14 protein-coding genes and 1 pseudogene are annotated in these 11,107 nt (G+C 36.2%); 5 read left to right on the top strand and 10 right to left on the bottom strand.

Going from position 1 to position 11,107, the window contains the following annotated elements:
- Nucleotides 1-248 precede the first annotated feature (248 nt).
- The 3 genes and pseudogenes from ACIQVU_RS11035 to ACIQVU_RS11025 all read right to left on the bottom strand — a co-directional run bounded on the left by ACIQVU_RS11035 (nucleotide 249) and on the right by ACIQVU_RS11025 (nucleotide 2,523).
- Nucleotides 249-464: a helix-turn-helix domain-containing protein gene (locus ACIQVU_RS11035; RefSeq protein WP_340805450.1), complete on the bottom strand. Its 216-nt coding sequence runs from the start codon at nucleotides 462-464 to the stop codon at nucleotides 249-251.
- Between the two features lie 12 nt (nucleotides 465-476).
- Entirely contained in the window at nucleotides 477-1,115 is a 639-nt protein-coding gene (locus tag ACIQVU_RS11030) for a DUF2975 domain-containing protein (RefSeq protein WP_402895505.1), read from the bottom strand.
- 283 nt (nucleotides 1,116-1,398) lie between these two features.
- Nucleotides 1,399-2,523: pseudogene (locus tag ACIQVU_RS11025) on the bottom strand (IS4 family transposase).
- Between the two features lie 359 nt (nucleotides 2,524-2,882).
- Between ACIQVU_RS11025 and ACIQVU_RS11020 the strand changes: the two are divergent.
- Together ACIQVU_RS11020 and ACIQVU_RS11015 are read left to right on the top strand one after the other, a co-directional pair.
- Nucleotides 2,883-3,967 (top strand): IS3 family transposase gene (locus ACIQVU_RS11020; RefSeq protein ID WP_340805448.1). Its coding sequence is split into 2 segments (ribosomal slippage): nucleotides 2,883-3,084 and nucleotides 3,084-3,967, totalling 1,086 coding nucleotides; the frame shifts between segments, so codons are not numbered across the junction.
- Between the two features lie 229 nt (nucleotides 3,968-4,196).
- Nucleotides 4,197-4,427 carry a hypothetical protein gene (locus ACIQVU_RS11015; protein WP_340805447.1) on the top strand — a complete coding sequence of 77 codons (231 nt, stop codon included), beginning with the start codon at nucleotides 4,197-4,199 and terminating at the stop codon, nucleotides 4,425-4,427.
- 115 nt (nucleotides 4,428-4,542) lie between these two features.
- Here ACIQVU_RS11015 and ACIQVU_RS11010 read toward each other — a convergent pair whose 3' ends face one another.
- The 7 genes from ACIQVU_RS11010 to arsR all read right to left on the bottom strand — a co-directional run bounded on the left by ACIQVU_RS11010 (nucleotide 4,543) and on the right by arsR (nucleotide 8,698).
- A complete protein-coding gene (locus tag ACIQVU_RS11010; RefSeq protein WP_340805446.1) occupies nucleotides 4,543-5,019 on the bottom strand; it encodes a hypothetical protein in 477 nt (158 codons plus the stop codon).
- A 123-nt stretch (nucleotides 5,020-5,142) separates the two neighbouring features.
- Complete coding sequence (locus ACIQVU_RS11005; protein WP_340805445.1) at nucleotides 5,143-5,520, bottom strand: DUF4879 domain-containing protein; 378 nt, start codon at nucleotides 5,518-5,520, stop codon at nucleotides 5,143-5,145.
- A 2-nt stretch (nucleotides 5,521-5,522) separates the two neighbouring features.
- On the bottom strand, nucleotides 5,523-6,152 hold the full coding sequence (locus ACIQVU_RS11000; protein WP_340805444.1) for a hypothetical protein: 630 nt from the start codon (nucleotides 6,150-6,152) through the stop codon (nucleotides 5,523-5,525).
- Between the two features lie 27 nt (nucleotides 6,153-6,179).
- Nucleotides 6,180-6,341 (bottom strand): hypothetical protein, encoded by a 162-nt coding sequence (locus ACIQVU_RS10995; RefSeq protein ID WP_340805443.1) that lies wholly within the window; start codon nucleotides 6,339-6,341, stop codon nucleotides 6,180-6,182.
- A gap of 272 nt (nucleotides 6,342-6,613) precedes the next feature.
- Complete coding sequence (locus tag ACIQVU_RS10990; RefSeq protein ID WP_340805442.1) at nucleotides 6,614-7,909, bottom strand: arsenic transporter; 1,296 nt, start codon at nucleotides 7,907-7,909, stop codon at nucleotides 6,614-6,616.
- Nucleotides 7,910-7,923: 14 nt separating this feature from the next.
- Nucleotides 7,924-8,325, bottom strand: a complete 402-nt coding sequence (locus ACIQVU_RS10985; protein WP_340805441.1) for an ArsI/CadI family heavy metal resistance metalloenzyme — start codon at nucleotides 8,323-8,325, stop codon at nucleotides 7,924-7,926.
- Between the two features lie 58 nt (nucleotides 8,326-8,383).
- Nucleotides 8,384-8,698: an arsenical resistance operon transcriptional regulator ArsR gene (arsR, locus tag ACIQVU_RS10980; RefSeq protein WP_402895498.1), complete on the bottom strand. Its 315-nt coding sequence runs from the start codon at nucleotides 8,696-8,698 to the stop codon at nucleotides 8,384-8,386.
- Between the two features lie 282 nt (nucleotides 8,699-8,980).
- Between arsR and chrA the strand changes: the two genes are divergently transcribed.
- From chrA to ACIQVU_RS10965, 3 genes are all read left to right on the top strand, one after another.
- Entirely contained in the window at nucleotides 8,981-10,174 is a 1,194-nt protein-coding gene (gene chrA / locus ACIQVU_RS10975; RefSeq protein ID WP_402895495.1) for a chromate efflux transporter, read from the top strand.
- 74 nt (nucleotides 10,175-10,248) lie between these two features.
- Nucleotides 10,249-10,635, top strand: coding sequence for a DUF4830 domain-containing protein (locus ACIQVU_RS10970; RefSeq protein WP_402895493.1), 387 nt, complete (start codon nucleotides 10,249-10,251; stop codon nucleotides 10,633-10,635).
- A gap of 21 nt (nucleotides 10,636-10,656) precedes the next feature.
- Nucleotides 10,657-11,079: a hypothetical protein gene (locus tag ACIQVU_RS10965; RefSeq protein WP_340805438.1), complete on the top strand. Its 423-nt coding sequence runs from the start codon at nucleotides 10,657-10,659 to the stop codon at nucleotides 11,077-11,079.
- Nucleotides 11,080-11,107: the final 28 nt, after the last annotated feature.

Raw genomic sequence — 11,107 nt, 5'->3', positions numbered from 1 at the left:
ATCATTTTTCTCCGTTTCATATCTATTAAGAATAGTATACAGGAAAACGAAGAAAAAGAGTGTAAGTCTAAAAGTTAATCACCTTATATATAGATTGATTTTGTGTGGTAACTTAATTTTATCAGAAGAGGTCCTTATTTTTAATCCGAAAATAAAAGCCGGTGAAATTTTACAATCAGTAAAATTTCACCGGCTTTTAAATTTGGGAATGGGTTTTGTCCCAGCCCCATTTTAGAAAATATATTTTTTTATTCATTGGTATCATCAGCATACTCTAAAATATCCCCTGGCTGACATTGCAAAACTTTACAAATTGCATTTAAAGTAGAAAAACGTATTGCCTTTACCTTCCCCGTTTTTAAATTAGATAAATTGACAATCGAAATATCTACTGCTTCTGCAAGCTCACTTAATTGCATTTTTCTATCAGCCAATACACGGTCCAACCTTACTATAATCGCCAATCTCTTCACTTCCTATGCTGTTGCATCATACTCTTCTTGTAAAAAAGATCCATATCTAAATATCCTACCTATTGTCCAAACTATAAAACTACAAAGTAGTATACTCCAATTTATATCAAAAAATCTAAGAGAAACTGATTGAATCCATTCAATATTTTGTAATTCATTATTATTTAAAAACATATGTAATACAGTTGAAATTAAGTATGCATGAACCGTATTACTTAAAAAACTTAAAACCAATAAACTATATGCTACCAACTCTATTCTTTTACTATTTCTAACAGTAAATATATCCCCAGCAATTACTGCTTTAATAAACTTTTTTAATAAAACAAGAATTGACATAATAACCAAGGTAAAGATCGTCGAGAGTATTATTAATAAGATAGTTTCACTTTTATCATAAACAAAATTACTTACAATATCTTTATTTAAAAGAATCGTTATTCCATTAAAATTAAAAGAAATGTCAATGTTAGAATGTAAAACTAGTTCACTAATCTTATCACCAGAGACTGTTAAAGCTACAACTAATACACCCAAGAGTAATAAAATTAATGAAGATATGATTACTATTGTAGATATTAATAATACATTTAATATTCTCAGAACAATTTTAATATTCCGAATAGCTAACGATTGATCCATAAATACTTAACACCCCTCATTTATATAGTCCTTTTCTAATTATTGTAGTATAAATTATTATAGCCTCCCTTCTAAAGATTACTTCTTAAACAACTCTAACTTCAAACTTTAAGTTTGAGTTTAGTATATATTATAAATCACTAGCGTTGCATAAATTTTAATTGAATTTTCTGTTTTTTTATTTTTCCGTTTGAGAAGAAAAACAAAGACACTTGAACAGCGGTAGTAATCATCCATTTTTTTACTATAACTTTTGGCGAATGCGACAGAAATGGTCAAGCCTTTATGGTACTACTTTTCCGGCGATTTTTCGAATCCATAAGTGAGCGGATTTCCACGGTGCTGCTTGGAGTAAACGACTGATTTGTCAGTACGTTTTTGAGCTGTTTGTGTTCAGCTGTGCTAGCACATGCAGACAATAGACAATCAGCGCGATGTACACTTGGTTGTGCACACCTTGCTCACGCTGCGCGTAGAACTTTTTGATGTTCAAGTGCTGCTTTAACCATTTGAAAAACAGCTCGATGGCCCAGCGTGATTTGTACAATTCCGCGATTTCGTCAGCGCTGAGGTCGAACCGATTGGTGATGAGTTGCAGTTCGTTTCCTCTTGAATCCAACACTTGGATGCGACGAAAGACATTTTCTGCTCGATTTTGTGTGCTGCCAATTAAAATCATCTCATCCGATGAGACAAGTGAATCTTTTGAACGTTCAAACCGTTCAACTACACGAATAACAGCGTTTTTCCGCAAGCGAGAGACGAAGAAATAACCATCGTCTGTCATGCGATCAAAGCGTTCGTAATCCAAGTAACCACGGTCAAACACGTACAGGCATTCCTTGTCGTCAACGAGTACTTCTAGCTGGCCTCGATCGTGTTCTTTCGCGTTTGTTAGCACCGCTTTATCTGGGTAGGAACAGCCTTTTTCTAAGAAAACAAAGCGCAAATGAAGCTTGATGCCCGATTTGGTTTTGCGGAATTCAGCCCATTTGTGATGGTTTAAATGAAGTGGCAATGTACTCGAATCCATGATTTTCAGCGGTGTCGAGTCCTTACGACGTTGTTCATACTGCGACTTCTTATGAATTTGCGTGACTAAATCGAGAAACACCTGTTGAAAAACTTCAGTTGGGACTTGATTCAATCGGCGGCCTAGTTGTGAAAAGCTGATAGAATCCAATGCAGTTGCTTGTTGAAGGTCATCTGAAAACAGTGTTTCACTGACCGCACGTAAGCTTTCAATTTCATTTAGCTGCGCAAACAGCAGTAATTTCAAGAAGGAAGTAATGTGTAGCTTCTTGGTATAGGCATTTAATTGATGGATTTCAACCAATTCCGCAAGTTTTGTAGTAGAAATTGGTGAAAGCCATTGTTCAAAGGATGTTTTTCGTGTAAACTTATTCATGTATGTGTCCTTTATTTTGGATTTGGATGGTTACCTACCGCCCAACCAGTATAAAGGATTTTTTTGTGCTTGGCTTATATTACAGAAAATTCAATCTCCTTGAATGTGTTAGATTATTTTAATGCGACGCTAGTGATTATAAATAGATATTTTAAAATGGCTTACCATATTATATAATAAGCACTTCGGAAATTAGCAGTTTAGGTGATACAGTACTCAAAACGATGACCTAGTAGTGGATAGGCTACACTAAGTTAGACAGAATAAATGAGGGGTTGTAAACTTAGACTATTAAATAAAGGGAGCGTGCTTTTATAACACGTCAACGTCGAACATTTACACCTGAATTTAAACTGCAAATGGTGAAGCTTTATGAAAACGGAAAGTCACGTGCAGATATTGTCCGTGAATACGATTTAACTGCGTCAGCCTTAGATAAATGGATCAAAAATCACCAAGCAACCGGTTCTTTCGCTGCAAAGGATAACCGTACAGAAGAAGAAAATGAACTGAATCGCTTACGAAAAGAAAATCAACGCTTACTGATGGAAAACGATATTTTAAAGCAAGCGGCGCTGATCATGGGACGAAAATAAATGTGATTCGTCATAACGCTCACAAGTATTCGGTATCAGCAATGTGTGCCGTCCTCGAGATTAAAAGAAGCACGTATTACTACCATGCAGATTTATCGGGTGAACGTGCGAAAAAAGCAGAAGATGCGGCTCTTTCAAAAGAAATTGCACGTATTTTCAAAGCCAGTCGAAATAACTATGGTACACGCAAAATCAAAAAGGAACTAATGAAATTAGCAGAGCCAAAACAAGTTTCAAGACGCCGAATTGGCCGTTTAATGCGTGAAATCGGCTTGGTTTCAAACTACACAGTAGCGCAATTTAAGCCACATAAATCAAACGGTAATGAAGCACCAGTAAAGAATGAATTACAACGAAAATTCAAACAGGACAAGCAATTAGCTGTCGTTGTTAGTGATTTAACATACGTCCGTGTCGGAAAAAAGTGGCACGATGTATGCTTATTTATTGATCTTTTCAATCGAGAAATCATTGGTCATAGTGTTGGAGAAAACAAAACAGCAGACCTTGTGTATAAAGCATTAGCAAGTATGAAAACGAACCTAAATGAAGTGAACATGTTTCACACCGATCGAGGGAAGGAATTCGATAACAAGCTGATTTCTGAAGCACTTGAAACGTTTGGTATCCAGCGTTCGTTAAGTATGAAGGGTTGCCCTTATGATAACGCCGTGGCCGAAGCGACATTTCAGGTATTTAAAACCGAATTCGCCAACCAAGCCCACTTCTCTTCCCTTCAACAGCTCGCTCTTGAACTGGATGATTATGTTCACTGGTTTAATAACATCCGTATCCATGGAACTTTGGGCTATTTAACGCCGATGGAATTCAAGCTACAGCCCACATAATTTTTGTCTAGTTTAGTGTTGACATTCCAACCATCTCTTATTACCTAAATTCCCTTATTACATAAAACCTATTTGAATGCTGTTTTATATCTACTTGACTTAGATTCAACTTTTTACTTCAAAGTCTAAAAATTTTCATCATAGTTTTGGCATTTTAGAAAAAATTCCGTTGAAGGTTATGAAAGGGGAAATCACCGACACCTTTGCGCTAGTGAAGAGAGGTGAGCGCATGGAATCTATTCGTACCGAGTGGCAAGTGCGTTGTGCATTTAATAGCTTTTGTAAACAAGTATTAAAGCATGAAGCGGTTGATGTTTATCGACAAAAGCGAAAACAACAAGCACAAGAATCAACCTTTTCTGACCTTACACCTCAGGAAGCAAATCAACTTTACACACTAGATAACTATGATGAAGATAAGGACACTCCAGTTTTTAAACTCTTTTCCTTTGCTAACTAAAATAATGACAAAAATAGAGTAGCAAAGTTGGTATCTTCAAAAGTAAAATTTACTTTGAATGACTACTCATTTGCTACTCTTTATTTATATTTATCACCTAAATGAAATGCCTAGCTTACTTTTCTAGCTGCTGCAAAATATTCAGTATTTTTGTTTTCGCAGAATAACCTACTAAATTTCCAAATTGAAGGTCTTTTTGTGCGCGTGCACCAAACTCAGCAATCCAATCCCTTCGACCAAGTTCATCTGCATCCGTTTCATACAGGCTGAAATTAGTAGAAACAGATATTGGTGCATATCTTCCAATATCATTCGCAGCTCTGTCATAATCAAATGTTAAGATCGCTACATCCCTACCAGAAATTGCACCTGCTTTATGGAGTGTACTTGCTATTTCTTTTATTTCATTAAATGTAGCATTTCGTATATTATACGTTTGTGAAAGCTCCTCCCACACATTGTTATTTGTAGTAGAAGGTGTTGTGTCATTTACCTTTTGTATTGAAAATGAAGCTTGCTGTGACGATGTTGTCATACGCTGACTGACAGTGTACCAAGAACCAAGTTGCTGAGCAGTAATTGCGTTTACCATTCTATTTTCACCCTTTCCTATTAATATTTACTTAATATACATTGAATCAAACATTTTATTCCATGGGTAATTCGTAGATGTATTTTCATAATAGAAAGAGCCATCCTCGTAGCCACTAGCATCTCACCAAATATAGTAACCATCTACAATAGTATCATTATTATAATCTATAAATAAGCGTTGTTTTTCTGTTAGTTTACTACCGTTTAATTCTGCTTTTCTTATATGTCCATAACCGATTTCTTCTGTTACGATGTATATTTCAGCTCCACCATGGTCTTGAACAAAAGATAATTGATTTTGGCTAAAATACTCATAAGTAGGGTAATTAGTTGATACTGCTACATAAACTTCTACATAACTGAAAGGTGGGGCAGAAGCATAAGGTATAACACTTATTTTTTTCTGCTGCTCATACTCCTCAGGTGTTATATCAACAAATGGAAACAGGTAGGTATGTTTTATGAGTAAATGCGGAACTGACAATACCAATACTACCATCTCTAAACTTCGTTATTTAGTGCCTGTAATACCCCCTTTGAATACATAAATGACTTGCCATTAATAGTGAAGGGCTTACTTAAATCAAGTCCTACTCCTTCCGCAAACTTCGGAAAATGTTGTGTGAACATTTTATCATTATTGGCATTTGCTACAGCATTTCCATCGGTCATACGAGCAAGCCTCATGAAAACATTCACAAGTTCATTGGCTCCTTGACGTTCAACTTGTGAATAAGAGCGATGTATTTTAAGGGCTTCTCGTTGCTCTGGTGTTACAACATTAGAGTTTGGATTATCCCATATCATAGGACTGAAATTTGAATTAAAACCGCCACCAGTTAAAAGTGTCCCATTCAGAGGTTTTCCATTTACTAAACCTAGATGATAGTACACACCATTCGCAATATCAATGGAATTGGTTTGCTCGTTAACGAGTTTTGTTGGGCTTATCTCTCTACGAATATTGCTATAGGATTGTACTAATTCAGCATAACTTTTACGTGATGCTTCAATTTTACCTTGCTTATAATCTGTTCTCATTTCTTCCAATTGAAAAGGCTTTTGATTTTGATGGACTTGCAAACTAGCAATAGTTCCTAAATTTTTAAACGAAATTGGTTTTATCTCCATAAACTACCACCCTCCTAATTCCTCCTTTTAAGTAAAAATCTCATCAGAGGATTCATTTAGCAAGATTATACCAGATTTTGCACTTGTTGAATTATTATCATCAAAGCCATTTATATCGTAAACAAGCTTAAATTTTTTCTCTGCTACAGATAACTTCGCGTCTAGATAAATATCATGAAGCGTTGCCACCCCATTCTCCGCAGACAACGATATTGCTGTTACATCAAGCTGCTAAACCTAGCCCTACAACTGCTGGCATACTAAGTAATCGTTCCCTTTTCAAATCAAGCCTACCCTCCATTCCATAATTCTTTTGCATAATCATACTATGATATAGTATATATTATATTTTCCAAAATTTAACAAAATACGTATTCAGCCACCTCTATAATAGTCATATATTTACAGAAAAAGAAATTATCTAATCATCGACGTCCAATTTAGCAATCGCTATATTCTGATTACTTCATTAATAATGTAAGATATAGTCCTGTTAGTGTTATAAATAAGATTGGAATGGTTAAAAGAATCCCTATTTTGAAATAAGTACCCCATGAGATTTTCACGCCTTTTTGTGACAGTACATGCAGCCACACTAATGTTGCTAATGACCCAATCGGTGTAATTTTGGGTCCTAAATCAGAGCCAATCACATTGGCATAAATTAACGCTTCACGTAACGTACCACTTGTAGAAGTTTCGGCAATAGCTAATGCATCAATCATAACAGTTGGCATATTATTCATAATGGATGATAGGAAAGCGGCAATAAACCCCATACCGATTGTTGCGATAAATAAGCCTTGTTCAGCGGTTGCTTGAATGATCATAGCTAATGATTCTGTAAGCCAAGCATTTCCTAAACCATATACGACAACGTACATACCGATAGAGAAGAAAACCACTGCCCAAGGTGCTCCTTTAAGAACGTTCTTTGTATGTACAGCGGAACTTCTATGAGCCATTACTAAAAAGAAAATAGCAATACTCCCAGCAATAATGGAAACAGGTATTTTCGTAAATTCGCTCGAAAAATAGCCGAGCATTAACAGCCCTAAAATAAGCCATGACAGACGAAACATCATCCTATCCCTTATCGCTTCTGTCGGTTTTCTTAGCTTCGATAAATCATATCTTTTAGGGATATTTCCTCTAAAATAAAGAAACAAGACAGTGATAGTCGCTATAATGGAAAAAAGATTTGGCAGTACCATTCTAAAAGCATATTCTGCAAAGCCAATCTGAAAGAAATCTGCTGATACAATATTGACTAAGTTACTAACAACAAATGGAAGCGAAGTTGTATCTGCGATAAAGCCACTTGCCATAATAAATGGGAAAATCATTTTTTCACTAAATTGTAAATTGCGCACCATTGCCAGTACAATTGGTGTTAGGATCAATGCTGCACCATCATTTGCAAATAAAGCAGCCACAATCGCTCCTAACAAACTAATATAAACAAACATTTTAATCCCGTTGCCATTCGCAATTTTTGCCATATGAAGAGCTGCCCACTCAAACAAGCCAATCTCATCTAAAATTAAAGAGATAAGAATAATGGCGACAAAAGAAAGCGTAGCGTTCCATGTAATGCCAATAACATCCGCTACATCGCTAAAGCCTACTACACCTAGTAAGAGCGCAACAATCGCTCCACCACAGGCACTCCAACCAATATTTAACCCCTTTGGTTGCCAAATGACTAAAATAAGTGTTATTAAAAATAGTGCTGTTGCCAATATTGCTGTAATCACTAAATTACCCCCATTTAGCAACAACAAGCAGCTTCTATTTTATGTGTGTCACAATCTGCTTTTGTAAAGAAAAATTCCCACTCATTCCCGTCTGGGTCTGTTAGCCAAAATTTATCTTGAACAGCATAGCAACATGTTGTATCCATTTCATCTTGTGTAAAGAACCCTTCTTTTTCAAGCCGTGCTTTATGGAAGCGTATTTCTTCGCCTGTTTCAACTTGGAAGCCAAAATGGTTGACTTGATTCCCCTTCACTTCATTACGAACATTTAAGGTAAAGTTAAGCCCTGGCTTTTCTAATAAAAATTTCACATAGTCCTCTTCTACCTTCACAGGCTCTACGCCAAATACCTTTTGATAAAATGCCATTGATTTCTCTAAATTTGTCACATTAACGCCAATATGAACATACTTCATACGTTATGCCTCCAATAATTTTATTTAATCAAAAAAATTCGATTTATAGGTTAAAAAATTAGCAACAAGAGCCTTTTCCAGTTTTTCTAAAGACACAACAAAGTTCTTCGGATAGTAAATTATTTACTTCTACATCATTTAAGTCGTAATAGCTCCATGTACCTTTCGTTTCTTTTGTAATCAAGTTCGCATCTAATAAAATTTTAAGATGATACGAAAGCTTCGATTGGCTCATCTCAAAAGTTTCTGTTAAATCACATACACAGGTCTGCCCTTGTTGGCAAAGTGCATACAGTATTTCCAAACGTTTTTGGTCAGCTAGTGCCTTAAATTGCTTTTCATATTGTTCAAATTGCTTCTTAATAGCATCCATATACAACTTTCCTTTCATCAATTTTTTTGATATATAGAGTATATACACTATAATAAAATAATTGCAGCTATTAAATCAACTTTTTTTGATTTATAAAAATTCTTTCATGTAACTAGTGGGAAGCTACAAAAATATTAAGCATATGTAAAGTTTCTTATTGTAGTGTAGGTTAATGGTATTAAAGATGTTATATTCACAATATCGCAAGCAACTATGAAAGCTATTTCATGCAGAGGCTTTCTATTCCACCCTACATTCAAGGTTGATCTAAAGGAGCTAATAATGAAAAAAACTAATCCAACTAGAGGCTTCCATCTACTATTAGAAATATTACTTGTTTCAGCACGGCTTGGGCTTACCTCTTTTGGTGGACCAACTGCGCATTTAGGCTATTTTCATGAAGAATATGTACGAAGACGAAAATGGCTGGATGAAAAAAGCTATGCGGATTTAGTAGCTTTAGCACAGTTTTTACCAGGCCCAGCAAGTAGTCAAGTCGGCATCGGTATTGGCATTATGCGAGGCGGTATAGTAGGCGGCATACTAGCCTTTCTTGGTTTTACCTTACCTTCTGTTCTAGCACTTATCCTTTTTGCCTCTGTTCTCACAGGGGCTAGCATTGACCATGCTGGCTGGATACATGGGCTTAAAATTGTAGCAGTTGTAGTAGTGGCGCACGCTATCATCGGTATGGCAAAAAATTTAACGCCTGATGTAACTCGAAAAAACATTGCTTTATTTGCGCTCCTCTGTACGCTTTTATGGCAAACGGCTTATACGCAAGTAGCTGTGATCTTAAGTGCTGCGCTTTTCGGGTTTCTTCTATATAAACAGCATCCTAAAACGGAAGAAGCTAATTCGCAATTCCCCATTTCTAAACGTGCTTCAGTGATATGTCTTCTGCTGTTTTTTGGCTTATTTTTGCTGTTACCGATTATGAAGAGCATAACTGGATCGTACTGGGTTGCTTTATTTAATAGCTTTTATCAAGCTGGCTCTTTCGTTTTTGGTGGTGGGCATGTCTTGTTACCTTTATTAGAGCAGGAGCTTGTGCCAACTGGCTGGATAAGCGAAGAAGCATTTTTAGCAGGCTATGGCGTGACACAGGCAATGCCGGGTCCTCTATTTACTTTCGCTTCTTATTTAGGAACTGCTATGAATGGCTGGCAAGGAGGGTTAATCGCAACAGCTGCCATATTCTTACCCGCCTTTCTCCTGATTGTCGGCACTTTACCGCTTTGGGACTATTTACGCAATAACCGTAGCATTCATGGAGCGGTAATGGGGGTAAATGCGGCAGTTGTAGGTATATTAATCTCTGTCTTTTATCATCCTATTTGGACAAGTTCAATAGCAGCGCCTCTGGATTTTGCATTAGCCGTCATATTGTTTAGTATGCTTGTCTATTGGAAACTACCACCATGGGCTATCGTGCTTACTGGAGCTATAGGTGGCTCACTATTATCTTTATTTTAATCATAGTTATCGATTACTATTTGTCTAACGTCTTCCAATTTATTATAATGAAAGCAACTTAAATAGGAGGGATCATGATAAGAAATTTCATACTTCTTGTAAGCTGTCTTTTGCTACTAGCTGCCTGCTCCTCTCAAAATATCGACAAGGAACATCTTGCATATATAGAAAATTTAGGCTGGACGATTCAATCATTTGGCTCAACTGAGCAGGTAACACTGGCATTAGCACCTGAAACGATCGCCAGCTACAAAGACGCTACGATTAACTTTATGGAAGCGTATATTGGAAAAGAGGTAACAGTCACAAGCTATACACTAAAAGAGAAAGATCCTGAAAACGATCATCTCATTGTATATATCTATGAGTATCAAGGAGAAATAATTGGCGCTGTCGGAAAAATACCGAATGCAACACCAGGTATATTTAACCCTGCCAATAAAGAAGAGCTAGCAATATAGATTTTTAAAAAGGGTGTTGGCATGAAAAAACTGGTATTATCCACCTTACTTATTACTTTTTTACATGGCTGTAATGGCTCTATCAGTAATCCAGAAGGGAAAGTAATTGTGGCTGGAGAACAGTATGTTATGATACCACATGAGCTTGAGTGGAGCGAAGATAACATTGAAATAAAAGACTTAGGTTCTCCTGATATAGACACATTAGCAGATGAATTTCCAACATTAGAAGTAGAAAAAGGAGAAAGCTTAAAGTTTGATATTGATCAAAATCCTCTGTCTATTACGGTGATTCAATGGAATGAGGATGGTTCAAGTGATATTGTTGAAATGGACGACAATCAAATCACTGCCCCAACTAACGAAGGCTATTATATTTATGAACTCAAAGCAACGTGGGATAAAGGAAAAGAATCTTTTATTTTTGATGTTGATGTCAGATAAACTGCCAATAGTTATTATCGAAGCTAGG

Source organism: Lysinibacillus sp. NPDC098008 (assembly GCF_044760715.1).
Classification (GTDB): Bacteria; Bacillota; Bacilli; order Bacillales_A; family Planococcaceae; genus Lysinibacillus.
The sequence above is the reverse complement of the archived record's forward strand: the minus strand, read 5'-3'. Positions and strand labels throughout refer to the sequence as shown.